This is a genomic window from Cryobacterium sp. TMT1-2-2, assembly GCF_004403505.1.
Lineage (GTDB): Bacteria > Actinomycetota > Actinomycetes > Actinomycetales > Microbacteriaceae > Cryobacterium > Cryobacterium flavum.
In genome coordinates, this window is sequence record NZ_SOGS01000017.1 from 35,074 (window position 1) to 49,892 (window position 14,819).

Annotated in this window: 12 protein-coding genes and 1 tRNA gene; all 13 read left to right on the forward strand. The window is 64.6% G+C overall.

Going from position 1 to position 14,819, the window contains the following annotated elements:
- Positions 1-5 precede the first annotated feature (5 nt).
- The 13 genes from E3T35_RS12100 to E3T35_RS12155 all read left to right on the forward strand — a co-directional run bounded on the left by E3T35_RS12100 (position 6) and on the right by E3T35_RS12155 (position 14,801).
- Positions 6-2,921 carry a UPF0182 family protein gene (locus E3T35_RS12100; RefSeq protein ID WP_241987848.1) on the forward strand — a complete coding sequence of 972 codons (2,916 nt, stop codon included), beginning with the start codon at positions 6-8 and terminating at the stop codon, positions 2,919-2,921.
- A gap of 221 nt (positions 2,922-3,142) precedes the next feature.
- Positions 3,143-3,216: transfer RNA gene (locus tag E3T35_RS12105), tRNA-Met, on the forward strand.
- Between the two features lie 81 nt (positions 3,217-3,297).
- A complete protein-coding gene (locus E3T35_RS20035; protein WP_255575332.1) occupies positions 3,298-3,423 on the forward strand; it encodes a hypothetical protein in 126 nt (41 codons plus the stop codon).
- A gap of 227 nt (positions 3,424-3,650) precedes the next feature.
- Positions 3,651-4,613, forward strand: a complete 963-nt coding sequence (gene iolC, locus E3T35_RS12110; protein WP_134346444.1) for a 5-dehydro-2-deoxygluconokinase — start codon at positions 3,651-3,653, stop codon at positions 4,611-4,613.
- Positions 4,610-5,491: a class I fructose-bisphosphate aldolase gene (locus E3T35_RS12115; protein ID WP_134379314.1), complete on the forward strand. Its 882-nt coding sequence runs from the start codon at positions 4,610-4,612 to the stop codon at positions 5,489-5,491. The genes iolC and E3T35_RS12115 overlap by 4 nt, the downstream gene beginning before the upstream one ends.
- 36 nt (positions 5,492-5,527) lie before the next feature.
- Positions 5,528-7,039, forward strand: coding sequence for a CoA-acylating methylmalonate-semialdehyde dehydrogenase (locus E3T35_RS12120; RefSeq protein WP_304998663.1), 1,512 nt, complete (start codon positions 5,528-5,530; stop codon positions 7,037-7,039).
- An 8-nt stretch (positions 7,040-7,047) separates the two neighbouring features.
- Complete coding sequence (gene iolB / locus E3T35_RS12125; RefSeq protein ID WP_134379316.1) at positions 7,048-8,001, forward strand: 5-deoxy-glucuronate isomerase; 954 nt, start codon at positions 7,048-7,050, stop codon at positions 7,999-8,001.
- An 11-nt stretch (positions 8,002-8,012) separates the two neighbouring features.
- Positions 8,013-9,899 (forward strand): 3D-(3,5/4)-trihydroxycyclohexane-1,2-dione acylhydrolase (decyclizing), encoded by a 1,887-nt coding sequence (iolD, locus tag E3T35_RS12130; RefSeq protein ID WP_134346447.1) that lies wholly within the window; start codon positions 8,013-8,015, stop codon positions 9,897-9,899.
- 124 nt (positions 9,900-10,023) lie between these two features.
- Positions 10,024-11,022, forward strand: a complete 999-nt coding sequence (locus E3T35_RS12135) for a Gfo/Idh/MocA family oxidoreductase (RefSeq protein WP_134346448.1) — start codon at positions 10,024-10,026, stop codon at positions 11,020-11,022.
- Positions 11,019-11,918, forward strand: a complete 900-nt coding sequence (locus E3T35_RS12140; RefSeq protein ID WP_134346449.1) for a TIM barrel protein — start codon at positions 11,019-11,021, stop codon at positions 11,916-11,918. Before E3T35_RS12135 ends, E3T35_RS12140 begins: the two co-directional genes overlap by 4 nt.
- 80 nt (positions 11,919-11,998) lie before the next feature.
- Entirely contained in the window at positions 11,999-12,970 is a 972-nt protein-coding gene (locus E3T35_RS12145) for a sugar ABC transporter substrate-binding protein (RefSeq protein WP_241987849.1), read from the forward strand.
- Positions 12,967-14,007 (forward strand): ABC transporter permease, encoded by a 1,041-nt coding sequence (locus E3T35_RS12150; protein ID WP_134346451.1) that lies wholly within the window; start codon positions 12,967-12,969, stop codon positions 14,005-14,007. Before E3T35_RS12145 ends, E3T35_RS12150 begins: the two co-directional genes overlap by 4 nt.
- Entirely contained in the window at positions 14,004-14,801 is a 798-nt protein-coding gene (locus E3T35_RS12155) for an ATP-binding cassette domain-containing protein (RefSeq protein WP_134346452.1), read from the forward strand. Before E3T35_RS12150 ends, E3T35_RS12155 begins: the two co-directional genes overlap by 4 nt.
- Positions 14,802-14,819: the final 18 nt, after the last annotated feature.

Consider the following 14,819-nt stretch of genomic DNA (forward strand, 5'->3'; position numbering starts at 1 on the left):
AATTCGTGAGTTCATCAGCAGCCGACAACGCCCCACGGCGCAGCCGAGCCCCGCTAGCAATCACCGCAGCAATTATCGCAGGGCTGGTGATCCTGTTCTTTATCTTCGCCGGACTGTATACCGATGTGTTGTGGTTCGACCAACTCGGGTTCCTTAATGTGCTGACCACCCAGTGGATCGCCGGCACCGTGCTGTTCCTGATCGGGTTCGTCGCCATGGCCGTGCCGGTGTGGGTGAGCATCCAGCTGGCCTACCGCCTGCGCCCGGTTTACGCGAAGCTCAACTCGCAGCTTGATCGCTACCAGCAGGTCATTGAGCCGTTGCGTCGCCTTGCGATGTACGGTATCCCCGCCCTGCTCGGCCTCTTCGCCGGTGTGGCCGCTGCCACCCGCTGGCAGACCGTGCTCATGTGGCTCAACCGCACCGAGACCGGGCGCGTTGACCCGCAGTTCAACTTCGACATCTCCTTCTATCTGATGGATCTGCCGTTTTACCAGGCCGTGCTCGCCTTTGCATCCGCTGTGGTGCTCATCGCGGCCCTCGTCACGGTCGCGACGAGCTACCTCTACGGTTCCATTCGGGTGTCCGGCCGCGAGGTGCTCATCTCCAAGGCAGCACGTGTGCAGATCGCCGTCACTGCGGCGCTGTACCTGTTGCTGCAGGCAGTGAGTATCTGGTTCGACCAGTACTCCACCCTCACCAACCAGGGTTCGCTCATTACCGGTGCCGGCTACACCGACGTGAACGCCACCATCCCCGGCCGTGCGATTCTGGCCGGCATCGCCGCCGTCGTCGCCCTGCTCTTCATTCTCACGGCCATCATCGGCCGCTGGCGCCTGCCGGTCATCGGAACCGCGCTGCTGATCGTGTCGAGCCTGCTGATCGGCTCGCTCTACCCCTGGGTCGTCGAGCGCTTCCAGGTGGAGCCGAGCGCCAAGGCCCTCGAGGCCCCGTATATCGAGCGCAATATCGACCTCACGCGTGATGCCTACGGCGTCGCCAACATCGAGGAGATCGCCTACGACGCGAAGACCACCGCCGAGCCGGGCGCCCTGCGTGCCGACGCCGCGACCACCGCGAACATCCGTATCCTCGACCCAGCACTGGTGAGTGACTCGTTCGGCCAGCTCGAGCAGTTCCGCCAGTACTACCAGTTCCCGAATAATCTCGATGTCGACCGCTACATGATCGACGGCGTGTCGCAGGACACCGTCGTCGCCGTTCGTGACCTCAACCTTGACGGCCTGAACACCGGTAACACCTGGGTCAACTCGAAGACCGTCTACACCCACGGCTATGGTGTGGTGGCCGCTTACGGCAACCAGCGCTCGGTCGACGGGCAGCCCGTGTTCCTCGAATCCGGCATTCCCACGAGCGGTGCGCTCGGCGATTTCGAACCGCGCATCTACTTCGGCGAGACCTCGCCCGAGTACTCCATCGTCGGCGCCGAAGACGGCGTCGATCCGATCGAGCTGGACTATCCGTCGGGCACCGAGGGTGCCGGGCAGACCTATACGACGTTCTCCGGCGACGGCGGACCGAAACTCGACAACGCGTTCAAGAAGCTCATCTACGCGCTCAAGTTCCAGTCCGAGCAGATCTTCTTGGCCGCGTCGGTCAACGACAAGTCAGAGATTCTCTACGATCGTGACCCGGTGACCCGCGTGCAAAAAGTTGCGCCGTACCTGACACTGGACTCCGACGCCTACCCTTCGGTCGTCGATGGTCGGGTCAAGTGGATCGTCGACGGGTACACCACGTCGGCGAGCTACCCGTACTCGACCCCGGTGAGCCTGAGCGACGCCATCGCCGACACGCAGACGCCGGCTCAGCCGTATGCGCTGGACAGCATCAACTACATGCGCAACTCGGTCAAGGCCACGGTTGACGCCTACAGCGGCGAGGTCACCCTCTACGCCTGGGATGACACCGAGCCGCTGCTGCAGACCTGGCAGAAGATCTTCCCCTCCACGCTCAAGCCCATGAGCGAGATGAGCGGCGACCTGATGAGCCACGTGCGCTACCCGGCCGACCTGTTTAAGGTGCAGCGGGCCATCCTCGGCCAGTATCACGTCACCGACCCGGGTTCGTTCTACTCCAAGGACGACGCGTGGATCTCGCCGAACGACCCCGACTCGCCCGCGACCAACCCCACCCTGCAGCCGCCGTACTACCTCACCATGCAGGTACCCGGATCGGACAAGCCGTCGTTCTCGATGTACTCCACTTTCCAGCCGGAAGCGACCGGTGAATCCAGTCGTAACGTGCTCTACGGCTACCTCGCCGTGGACGCCGACGCTGGATCAGTAGACGGTGTCAGAGCGGATGGTTATGGCCAGCTGAGACTCCTCAACCTGCCCAAGGACGGCACCGTGCCCGGTCCCGGCCAGGTGCAGAACGTCTTCAACGCCGACCCGACCGTCTCGACCGAGCTCAACCTGCTGCGGCAGGGATCGTCGACCGTGCTGAACGGTAACCTGCTGACCCTCCCGGTCGGTGGCGGACTGCTCTACGTGCAGCCGGTCTACGTGAAGTCAACGGGTGAGACCAGCTACCCGCTGCTGCAGAAGGTGCTCGTGGCCTTCGGTGATCAGATCGCGTTCGAAGATACCCTGAACGGTGCCCTCGACGTACTGTTCGGCGGCGACTCTGGTGCCACGGCCGGTGACACGGCTGTACCGGACACGGCTGCCACGGGTGGCGCGACCGGTGAGACGCCGGCCACGGGCACGGACGTGCCCAGCACCTCGACCGGTGATCCGGCAACGGATGCTGAACTCAAGTCGCTGCTCGCCGTCGCCAAGACCGCGATTGCCGACAAGGCAACCGCACTCGCCGCCGGCAACTTCGCCGACTACGGCACGGCGGACGCGAAGCTCTCCCAGACGATCGCGAGCATGCTCGCCCTGCTCGGCGAGTAGTTCGACCCCGAACAACCGGACGCAAGCCCTCACCCGTCTCGGGTGGGGGCTTGCGGCCTTTGTGCGCTGCGCCGCGGGAGGGGGCTTTTGAATATTTTCCTTGCGGCGAGCCATTCCATGGTGTTTGATGCCATTAGAGATGCAGATTCGGTGCCCAATTGGCGATATCAACCCAAAGTGGTCAACCGAGCTTTCGGGGTGTGCTAAATTTGTACTTGTAGCGCGGGGTGGAGCAGTTCGGTAGCTCGCTGGGCTCATAACCCAGAGGTCGTAGGTTCAAATCCTGCCCCCGCAACAGATGCCCCCGGAACCCTTGGTTCCGGGGGCTTTTTCGTGCCGGTCTCCTTATCCGTGGCAGTGCCATACCGTTGCCGTCATGAGCAATGACGCGACCATGGCCATCGACACCGAGCTGGCCGATGCGCGAGCAGCCACAGCCTTTGTGGCCGGCGGGCAGCATCCGTTTAGTCGTCGCTGCACCCTACGCGACAACCATCGGTGATGACGACGCTGCGAGCGTTGTCTCCGGGAGCCTCGCCAACCTCACGGGCGGGCGACGGGGCGAACGACGCGGAGCATTTCTTCAGCTGAGACACCCGTTCCGGCGGCACCCCGCTGGCTCTGAAAAACTTATTGTGAATATGTCATGACATTAAGCGCAATGGGCGCTACTGTGGAGGAACGGCGACAAGCCGACCACTTCTAGTTCAGAAAGTTGTACATCGGCGTATGACGACTTCACCGCGATCCCCCCACGACGTGCTCACAATCGGGCGCGTCGGCGTTGATATCTACCCGTTGCAGGATGGCGTCGGCCTCGAAGATGTCTCGACCTTCGGCAAGTACCTCGGTGGCAGTGCCACGAACGTTGCCGTCGCGGCTGCCCGCCACGGACTGAACTCAGCGGTGGTCACCCGCACTGGAAACGACCCGTTCGGCAACTACATTCACCAGGAGCTGCGCCGCCTCGGTGTGAGCGACGAGTACGTCTCCGGCGTGCCCGACCTGAACACCCCCGTCGTGTTCTGCGAGATCTTTCCGCCCGACGACTTTCCGCTCTATTTCTACCGGGCACCCAAAGCTCCCGACCTGGTCATCAATGCAGACGAGCTCGACCTCGAAGCCGTCAAAAACGCCCGCATCTACTGGTCAACCGTGACCGGCCTCAGCGAAGAGCCCAGCCGATCCGCTCATTTCGCAGCCTGGCAAGCCCGCGGCCGAAGCCCACTGACAATTCTCGACCTGGACTACCGGCCCATGTTCTGGGCCTCACCCGAAGAGGCGAGCGCTCAGGTTTCGCTCGCGCTCGGCCAGGTGACTGTTGCCGTCGGCAACAAGGAAGAGTGTGAAGTCGCCGTCGGCGAGACCGAACCGCTTCGGGCCGCCGACGCCCTGCTGGAACGCGGCATCGAACTGGCCATCGTCAAGCAGGGCCCCAAGGGCGTACTCGCGAAGACTCGCACCGAAACCGTCGAGGTGCCGCCGTACTTCGTCGACGTCGTCAATGGCCTCGGCGCCGGCGACAGCTTCGGCGGGGCGCTCTGCTACGGACTGCTGCAGGACTGGCCGCTGCGCCGTATTCTGCAATTCGCCAACGTGGCCGGCGCCATCGTGGCCGGCCGCCGCGAATGCTCGACAGCAATGCCCACGACCACAGACGTTGAAGAAATACTGAAGGGACTGCCAGCATGACCACGCTGGACTTCGACGCCCTGCGGCATGCCCGCGCGACGCAGCCCGAGCGCATCGGCGAAATTCTTGCCAGCCGCACCCGCCGCGAGCTGATTCGCGGCGACGGGCGCCTGTTCATCGTGGCCGCCGACCACCGCGCCCGCGGTGCCCTCGGTGTGCGCAACGATGCCAACGCCATGGCCAACCGCTATGACCTGCTCGAAAGCATCGCCACCGCGCTCTCCCGCCCGGGCGTCGACGGCGTGCTGGGCACCCCCGATATCATCGACGACCTTGCCCTTCTCGGTCTGCTCGACGACAAGATCGTGGTCGGTTCGATGAACCGCGGCGGGCTCTGGGGTTCGTCGTTCGAGATGGACGACCGCTACACCGCCTACGACATCGACAAAATCAAGCGCGACCGGCTCGACTTCGCCAAGAACCTCGTGCGGATCAACCTCGAAGACTCCGGCTCGCTGGCTACCCTCGAGGCGACAGCGCTCGCCGTCAGCGAAGCGGCCAAGTGCAGCATTCCCATCATGCTCGAACCGTTCATGAGCTCCTGGGCCAATGGTCGCGTCAAGAACGACCTCACAACGGATGCCGTCATCCTCTCGATTGCCATCGCCGAGGGCCTCGGTAACTCCAGCGCCTACTCGTGGCTGAAGCTGCCGGTCGTTGCCGACATGGCTCGCGTTATGGCCGCCACCACCCTGCCGACCCTGCTTCTCGGCGGTGACCCGGTCGGCGAACAGGAAGAAACGTTCGACTCCTGGCGGAACGCCCTCGGGCTGCCCGGCGTGCGCGGCCTCGTTGTGGGCCGCAGCCTGCTCTACCCGGGCGACGGCAACGTCGAGGCGGCCATCGATACCGCGGCCGAGCTCGTGCACGGCGCCTAAAACTCCTATCCACTCTCGTTCAGAAAGAAGTTCACTTTGCCTACAACAGCAACAGACCTGGCCCTCGTTGCGCACTGGATCGACGGAAAAGAACAAGCAGGAACTTCCGGCCGCACCGCGCCGGTCTTCGATCCTGCCCTCGGCACGGTCAGCAAGAACGTGTCGCTCGCCGACCAGGCCGAGATTGCGGCCGCCATCGCGAGCGCCAAGGCCGCCTTCCCTGCTTGGCGCGACCTGTCGATCGCCAAGCGCCAGCAGGTTTTGTTCAGCTTTCGCGAACTGCTGAACGCCCGCAAGGGTGAAATGGCCGAGATCATCACGAGCGAGCACGGCAAGGTGCTCTCCGACGCCCTCGGCGAGATATCGCGTGGCCAGGAGGTCGTGGAATTCGCCTGCGGCATCCCGCACCTGCTCAAGGGCGACTACTCCGAGAATGTCTCTACCGGTGTCGACGTCTACTCCACCCGCCAGGCCCTCGGCGTCGTCGCCGTGATCAGCCCCTTCAACTTTCCGGCCATGGTGCCGATGTGGTTCTTCCCGCTCGCCCTCGCGGCCGGCAACGCCGTCATCCTCAAGCCCAGCGAGAAGGACCCGAGCGCGGCCATCTGGATGGCCAAGCTGCTCAAGGAAGCCGGACTCCCCGACGGTGTGTTCACCGTGCTGCAGGGTGACAAGGAATCCGTCGACGGCCTGCTCGAGCACCCCGACGTGAAGGCCATCTCCTTCGTCGGCTCGACCCCGATCGCCCAGTATGTCTACGGGACCGGTACACGCCACGGCAAGCGCGTGCAGGCTCTCGGCGGAGCAAAGAACCACATGCTCGTGCTGCCCGACGCCGACCTTGACCTCGTCGCCGACTCCGCCATTAACGCCGGCTTCGGCAGCGCGGGGGAGCGCTGCATGGCCATCAGTGTCATCGTCGCGGTCGAACCCGTCGCCGACGTGCTGATCGAAAAGATCGTCACCCGCATGAACACCCTTACCGTCGGCGACGGCCGTCGTTCCTGCGACATGGGCCCGCTGGTCACCGAGGTGCACCGCGACAAGGTCGCCAGCTACATCGACATCGCCGCCACAGACGGCGCCACGATCGTCGTCGACGGCCGCGGCATCGAGGTGGACGGCGACCCGAACGGATTCTGGCTCGGCCCGACCCGGATCGACGCCCTCCCGGTGACCTCCAAGGCGTACACGGAGGAGATCTTCGGACCGGTACTCTCAGTGGTACGCGTGGCGAGCTACGAAGAGGGCGTCGACCTGATCAATTCCGGAGCTTTCGGCAACGGAACCGCCATCTTCACCAACGACGGCGGCGCGGCCCGCCGTTTTCAGAACGAGATCGAGGTGGGCATGATCGGCATCAACGTTCCGATCCCCGTGCCCGTGTCGTACTTCTCCTTCGGCGGCTGGAAAAACTCACTGTTCGGCGACACCAAGGCCCACGGCGTCGAGGGTGTGCACTTCTTCACCCGCGGCAAGGCCATCACCAGCCGCTGGCTCGACCCGAGCCACGGCGGCATCAACCTCGGCTTCCCGCAGAACGCCTAGGCCACGACATGACAACGCCATCCGCTGCCCCTCACCCGCGCGACTGGTTCTACGCCCGGGGCTCCCTCGAGCGTGACGGCTGGGAAACCGTCGTCGACACCGCAATCAGCGGATGGCGTTACACCGGAATCCGCGTCGCCGCCCTAGTCGCGGGGGACTCCGTGTCGCTGGCAGCCGAGGGCGTAGAACGCATCGTGGTTCCCCTCGCCGGGGCGTTCACGGTGCGCTACACCCTCGCGGGGGAGACCGAGCCGCGAGTGCAGGTTCTCGCTGGGCGGGCATCCGTTTTTCACGGCCCGACCGACACGCTCTACCTGCCCACCGGCACGGCTCTTTCGATAGAAGGCGCTGGGCGGATCGCGGTGGCCGAAGCGCCGACCGATCAGGCGCTTCCGGTGGCCTATATTCCCAAAGCGGATGTCCCGATCGAGTTGCGCGGGGCGGGTCGCTCCAGCCGGCAGGTACACAACTTCGGCACCCCGGCCAGTCTCGCGGCCGACCGGCTGATCGTGTGTGAGGTGATTACGCCGGCCGAGAACTGGTCGAGTTACCCGCCGCACAAGCACGACGAGTACCGGGAGGGCGTGGAGTCGAGGCTCGAGGAGATCTACTACTTCGAGAGCAACGTCACCCGAGGCCAGGTCGCGCCGGAGATGGCGCGCCCGTTCGGTCTCATGCGCACCTATTCATCCGAAGCCGGAGATATCGACATCTCGGCCGAAGTGCACACCGGCGACGTTGCCCTCGTGCCCTTCGGCTGGCACGGCCCCTGCGTTGCAGCGCCCGGCTACGACCTCTATTACCTCAACGTGATGGCCGGCCCTGACCCCGACCGCTCGTGGCGCATCAGCGATGATCCGGCGCACGGTTGGATTCGGGGCACCTGGTCGGGCCAGGAGTTCGATTCCCGACTTCCTTACACTTCAGAACCCGCAGTACTCCGAAAGGACACACCAGCGTGACAACCCGACGCATGACAGTCAGCCAGGCACTCATCGAGTTCCTCGCCCACCAATACACCGTGGACGGCGATGTGCGCCAACGCACGATCGCGGGCACCTTCGGCATCTTCGGACACGGAAACGTCGCCGGCATCGGCCAGGCCCTCAAGCAGCTGTCCGTGGACGACCCAACCCTCATGCCGTATCATCAAGCGCGCAACGAGCAGGGAATGGTGCACGAATCGGTGGCTTTCGCTCGGATGCGCCGACGTCGGTCGACCTTCGCCTGCACCGCCTCGGTCGGCCCCGGTGCCACCAATATGCTGACCGGGGCCGCCCTTGCCACGATCAACCGGCTGCCCGTGCTGCTGCTGCCGTCCGACACCTTCGCCACCCGGGTGGCCGACCCGGTGCTGCAGCAGTTGGAACTGCCGCACGACGCGAGCATCAGCGTGAATGATGCCTTCAAACCGCTGTCGCGCTTCTTCGACCGGGTGCAGCGCCCCGAACAGCTTTTCTCGGCCGCGATCGGCGCCCTGCGGGTGCTGACGGACCCGGTGGAAACCGGCGCCGTCACGCTGTGCCTCCCCGAGGACGTGCAGGCACAGGCTCTGGACGTGCCGGTGGAGTTTCTCGCTGATCGGGAGTGGCGCATCCGTCGCCCCCGGCCGGATCGGGGCGTCATCGACCAGGTCGTGCGCACCATCCGTGAGGCCAAGCGCCCCATGATCGTGGCCGGCGGCGGCGTCATCTACTCCGACGCCGCAGCGGCGCTCGCCGCCTTCGCCCTGCACACCGGCATTCCGGTTGGCACCTCGCAGGCCGGCGTCGGTTCCCTCGTCTGGGACCACCCGCAGAGCCTCGGCGCCGTGGGCGCCACCGGAACGACAGCCGCCAACCGCATCGCCCGGGACGCCGACCTCATCATCGGAATCGGCACTCGGTACAGTGACTTCACGACCGGCAGCCGCACCGCGTTCCAGCATCCCGGCGTGCGCTTCGTCAACATCAACGTGGCGTCCTTCGACGCGATTAAACATGGCGCAGCCATCGCGGTGGTAGCGGATGCCCGGGAAGCGCTGCTGGAACTCACCGAGAGTCTCGATCGCTACCGGGTCGACGCAGAATTTGCCGATCGCATCCGCTTGGAGAAAGCGGAGTGGAACGCGGTGGTCGACGCGGCCGTCACCCCGAGTGGTCGGCCGTTGCCGGCCCAGTCGGAAATCATCGGCGCGGTGCAGCACGCCGCAGACCCGCGCGACGTGGTCGTCTGCGCGGCCGGCTCGCTGCCCGGCGACCTGCACAAGCTGTGGCGGGTGCGAGATGAACTCGGCTACCACGTTGAGTACGGCTTCTCCTGCATGGGCTACGAGATCGCCGGGGGCATCGGCGTGCGCCGGGCTGCCCCCGACCGTGACGCGATCGTCATGGTCGGCGACGGCTCGTACCTCATGATGCACACCGAGATCGTGTCGGCGGTGGCTGAGGGCGTCAAAGTCATCATCGTGCTGGTGCAGAACCACGGCTACGCCTCGATCGGTCATCTGAGTGACACCGTGGGGTCGCAACGGTACGGCACGCAGTATCGTTTTCGCGACACGGCCCACAACAACTTTGAAACGGATGCGACGCTGCCGATCGACCTGGCGGCCAACGCGGCCAGCCTGGGTATTTCAGTGATCAGGGTCGAGCCCGGGCCAGACGCCATCGCTGATCTGGCCGCGGCCGTGGCCAGGGCGAAGGCCTCCGTGACAGCGACGCTCATTCATGTCAACAGTGACCCCCTGCTGTTCTCACCGGACACGGAGAGCTGGTGGGACGTTCCCGTGGCCGAGGTGTCGGCCCTGGACAGCACGACGCAGGCGCGCCGTGATTATGTGGCGCAACGTGAGAATCAACGCCCCTATCTGGGGTCCTAGCTCATCCGACCAAGATTTGTAAGTATGTCAAGACAAAGCCTTGACGACCGTTGGGCAAGCGTATACCGTGGTCAAAAGAGACAACATCAGGACATTAAAACAAACTCACTGTGGAGGCTATAAAGTGCGATTCGTAGTTCTGGGAGCCGGCAGGATCGGGCTCTCTCACGTCGGCACGTTGAAGACGCAGGCCGGAGTCACCGACCTGCTGATCGCGGATCTCGATCCGGCCCGCGCTGCGTCCGCGGCGGCCTCGGTCGGCTCGGCCTCCGCCACGATCGACGAGGCGTTCGCCTCGAAGCCAGACGGCATCGTCATCGCCGCGCCGACCTCGGCCCATGCCGAGCTCATCGTGCGGGCCGTGCGCGCCGGCATCCCGACGTTTTGCGAGAAGCCCCTCGCCGAGAATCTCAGCTCGAGTATCGCGCTCGTCGAGGAGGTCGAGCGTCACGACATTCCCGTTCAGATCGGGTTCCAGCGCCGTTTCGACGCCGGCTACACCGAGGCCAAGCGTGCCCTGCAGAACGGTGACATCGGCGAACTGCGACGGATGCACGTGCTGACCTGCGACCCGACGCCGCCCCCGGCCGAGTACATTCCCACCAGCGGAGGAATTTACCGCGACTGCCACATTCACGACTTTGACATTCTGCGCTGGGTCACCGGCCGCGAGGTCGCTACGGTCTTCGCGACCGGTGCCAACCGCGGCGCCTCCTTCTTCGGTGCTGCCGGTGACGTTGACGAATCCGCTGCTCTGCTGACACTCGATGACGGAACCCTGGTTACCGTGCAGGGTTCACGTTACAACGGTGCCGGCTACGACGTGCGCATGGAACTGGCCGGAAGCCTCGGAAACCGTTCGGTCGGAATCGACGAGCGCGTTCCGCTGACCAGTGCAGAGCCGGGCGTCAGCTTTCCCAGAGAGTCTGCCTGGCCCAACTTTCAGGAGCGGTTCGCTCCCGCCTACGCTGCGGAGCTGGCCCGATTCGTCACCGTCGCCGCGGGCGAGACCGTTAGCCCGTGCACCCCTCGGGATGCACTGGAAGCGCTGTACATCGCCGAGGCCGCCGAACTGTCCCGTGCCGAGGGACGCCTGGTGCGCCTCGATGAAGTCAGGCGATGACCGTGGCCGAAGCATCCGCTCATCTCCTGAGCCGCATCGCTGCCGCACCCATTTCCTGGGGCGTCTGCGAGGTTCCCGACTGGGGGTTTCAGCTCGCGCCTGAGCGTGTTCTCGGTGAGATGCGCGAACTGGGCGTCGTGGCCACCGAATTCGGTCCCGAGGGTTTTCTTCCGTCTGGTCCGATCGACAAGGCCGAAACCTTGGCGGCTGCCGGTCTGAAGGCCGTCGGTGGTTTCGTTCCGATTGTGCTGCACGACGCGGGAAACGACCCGGTTCCGGCTATCGAGGCTGAACTCGACTCGTTTCTGGCAGCGGGGGCGACCCGCCTCGTTCTCTCGGCCGACACCGGTCAGGTCGGCTACGACTCCCGCCCGACGCTGAGCGAGCAGGAATGGGACACACTTCTCGCCAACCTCGATCGGCTCGTGCAGACCGCGGCCGCCCGCGGCGTGGTGGCCTCGATTCACCCCCACGTCGGAACAATGATCGAATCGAGCCATGACGTCGAGCGGGTATTGAACGGCTCACAGATCGGGCTGTGCCTCGACACCGGACACCTGCTCATCGGCGGGACCGACCCGGTCGAACTGGCCCGCGACAACGCCACTCGGATCAGCCACGTGCACCTCAAAGACGTGCGCCGAGCCCTGGCCGAGAAGGTGCAGCGCAAGGAACTCACCTACACCGATGCGGTGCGCCAGGGCCTGTACACACCGCTCGGTACCGGTGACATTGACATCCGGGCGATTGTCACCTTCCTCGAAGGGGCCGGCTATGCAGGCTACTACGTGCTCGAGCAGGACACGATCCTGACCGAGAACCCGGCAGAGGGCCAGGGCCCACTCGCGGATGTGCGCACCAGCATCGATTTCATCGCCGGTTTGGCGACTCCCTAAGACTCTTCACGACCGACAGCACAATCCGCACCACACACGGCACCGCCTCAGTCACAATGTATCCAATGGAGGATCCACTTATGAAGCTCAAATCTCGCTGGATGGCGGCGCTCGTCGTCCTGCCGCTCGCCCTCACCGGTTGCACGTCCACCACGAACACGGCAGCCACCACCGACGCTGCGGCCTCGGGCGACCCGGTCACGATCGCCGTCGTAACCCACGGCTCCCCGGGAGACACCTTCTGGGACGTCGTCAAGAGCGGCGCGGAGCAGGCCGGAAAAGACCTCGGCGCCACTGTCACCTACCAGGGCGATGGTGACCCGGTCAAGCAAAGCCAGCTCATCGACGCCGCCGTTGCGACGAACCCCGACGGTCTGATCGTCTCGATGGCCAACCCGGACGGCGTCAAGAACGCCGTCGAAAAGGCCGTCGCCGCCGGTATCCCGGTGATCACGATCAACTCCGGCCTGGAACAGTCCCGGGAATTCGGTGCCCAGACCCACGTCGGTCAGAGCGAGTTCATCGCCGGTCAGGGTGCGGGCGAGCAGCTCGCCGCTGCCGATGTCAGTAACGTCATCTGCGTCATTCATGAGGCCGGCAACACCGGACTGGAAGAACGCTGCAAGGGCGCAGCTGACACCCTCGGCGGCAGCGTCACCAACGTTCAGGTCGACGTCGCGAACGTTGCCGACGCCCAGAACACGATCAAGAGCAGCCTTCTGGCTGACCCGTCCATCGATGGCGTCCTCACCCTGAACCCGGGTATCGCTGTAGCGGCCAGCCAGGCGATCGAAGAAGCGGCCAGTTCGGCGAAACTCGCGACCTTCGACGTGTCCTCCGACGTCACCCAGCTCATCCTCGACGGCAAGATTCTGTTCGCCGTTGACCAGCAGCCGTACTCCCAGGGCTACCTGCCGGTGACCTTCCTCACCCTGCAGGCTCGTAACGGCGACGTCGTCGGTGGCGGCCTGCCGGTCTACTCCGGCCCCGGCTTCGTCACCAAGGACAACGCGGAGCAGGTCGCGAAGTTCGCGAAGAATGGAACGCGATGACCCGTACCGCACCCGCGGTTACCGACGAACGGATTAAGCCCGCCGGTCTGATCATCACGCTGCTGCGCCGACCCGAGGTCGGCGCAGCGGTGGCCGCCCTCGCCATCTTCATCTTCTTCTCGGTCTCGACCCAGGCCTTTCTGACTCCTGCCGGCGTGGCCACCTGGCTCTACTCGGCATCACTGTTCGGCATCATGGCCGTCGCCGTGGCCCTGCTCATGATCGGCGGGGAGTTCGACCTCTCCGCCGGGGCCATGGTCGGTACGACCGGACTCATCGTCGGAATCGTCACGACCGAGTGGGGCGTCAACATCTGGCTCGCCCTCGTGATCGCCTTGGCGATCGCACTGGCAATCGGTGCGGCGAACGCCTTCGTGGTCATGAAGACCGGGCTGCCGAGCTTCATCGTCACCCTCGCCACCTTCTTCATTCTGCAGGGAGTGAACCTGGCGGTCACCAAGATCATCACCGGTACGGTCTCCATTCAGGGCATGAGCGCCGTACCCGGCTTCGATGCCGTCAAGGTGTTCTTCGGTTCCTCGTTCGCACTCTTTGGCATGGACGTGAAAATCTCCATCGTCTGGTGGATCGCCCTAACCGCGCTGGCCACCTGGATTCTGCTGCGTACCCGCTCGGGAAACTGGATCTTCGCGGTCGGTGGCCAGATCACCAGCTCACGCCAGGTGGGCGTGCCGGTCATGAAGGTCAAAATGGGCCTGTTCATGACCACGGCTGGCGCTGGGTGGCTCGTCGGAATGCTCCAGCTGTTCGACGTGTCAACGGTGCAGGCCACGACCGGCATCGGCCAGGAGTTCATCTACATCATCTGCGCTGTCGTTGGCGGTTGCCTGCTGACCGGCGGCTACGGATCGGCCATCGGTGCCGCTCTGGGCGCCCTGATCTACGGCATGACCCTGCAGGGTATCGTGTTCGCGCAGTGGGACAATAACTGGCTCAAAGCGTTCCTCGGTGGCATGCTGCTGCTTGCCGTACTCGTCAACCTCTATGTACGCCGCCAGGCAGGAGTTCGCTCATGACAGACTCACAGGCATCCGCTGCCCCGCCGATTCTTGAAGTTCGGGACATCGGCAAGACCTATGGTTCCATTCTGGCACTGCAGGGTGTGTCAGCCTCGGTCGGGGCAGGTGAGGTCCTCTGCGTTCTTGGGGACAACGGTGCCGGCAAGTCCACGTTCATCAAGATTCTGTCCGGGGCCCACGCGCACACCCACGGCAAGCTTCTCGCCTATGGTGTCGAGCGCACCTTCGGCAGCCCGCGTGAAGCCCTGGATCTGGGCATCGCGACGGTCTACCAGGACCTGGCCGTAGTTCCGCTGATGCCGGTCTGGCGCAACTTCTTTCTCGGCTCCGAGCTGACCCGAGGGTTTGGTCCGTTCAGTCAGCTGGACGTGAAGGGGATGCGCCGGATCACCAAGGGAGAGCTGGCCAAGATGGGCATCGACCTGCGCGACGTCGACCAGCCCATCGGCACCCTGTCGGGTGGCGAACGCCAGTCGGTGGCCATCGCCCGAGCCGTGTACTTCGGCGCGAAGGTCGTTATCCTCGACGAGCCGACCTCGGCTCTGGGCGTCAAGCAGGCCGGCGTGGTGCTGAAGTACATCGCCCAGGCGCGCGACCGCGGCCTCGGCGTGGTATTCATCACGCATAACCCGCACCACGCCTATCCCGTCGGTGACCGGTTCCTGCTGCTCAAACGCGGAACCAGCCTGGGGGACTTCAAGAAGAGCGAGATCACCATCGAGGAGATGACGAAGCTCATGGCTGGCGGAGCGGAACTCGACGCCCTCGCCCACGAGCTCGCCCGCGCCTGAACCACGCTGGCTGCACAA

What these genes read in the sequence shown, in the direction of transcription:
- E3T35_RS20035 (WP_255575332.1), top strand. Translation starts at nt 3,298, where the DNA reads ATGAGCAATGACGCGACCATGGCCATCGACACCGAGCTGGCCGATGCG.
- iolC (WP_134346444.1), top strand. Translation starts at nt 3,651, where the DNA reads ATGACGACTTCACCGCGATCCCCCCACGACGTGCTCACAATCGGGCGC.
- E3T35_RS12115 (WP_134379314.1), top strand. Translation starts at nt 4,610, where the DNA reads ATGACCACGCTGGACTTCGACGCCCTGCGGCATGCCCGCGCGACGCAG.
- iolB (WP_134379316.1), top strand. Translation starts at nt 7,048, where the DNA reads ATGACAACGCCATCCGCTGCCCCTCACCCGCGCGACTGGTTCTACGCC.
- iolD (WP_134346447.1), top strand. Translation starts at nt 8,013, where the DNA reads ATGACAGTCAGCCAGGCACTCATCGAGTTCCTCGCCCACCAATACACC.
- E3T35_RS12140 (WP_134346449.1), top strand. Translation starts at nt 11,019, where the DNA reads ATGACCGTGGCCGAAGCATCCGCTCATCTCCTGAGCCGCATCGCTGCC.
- E3T35_RS12145 (WP_241987849.1), top strand. Translation starts at nt 11,999, where the DNA reads ATGAAGCTCAAATCTCGCTGGATGGCGGCGCTCGTCGTCCTGCCGCTC.
- E3T35_RS12150 (WP_134346451.1), top strand. Translation starts at nt 12,967, where the DNA reads ATGACCCGTACCGCACCCGCGGTTACCGACGAACGGATTAAGCCCGCC.
- E3T35_RS12155 (WP_134346452.1), top strand. Translation starts at nt 14,004, where the DNA reads ATGACAGACTCACAGGCATCCGCTGCCCCGCCGATTCTTGAAGTTCGG.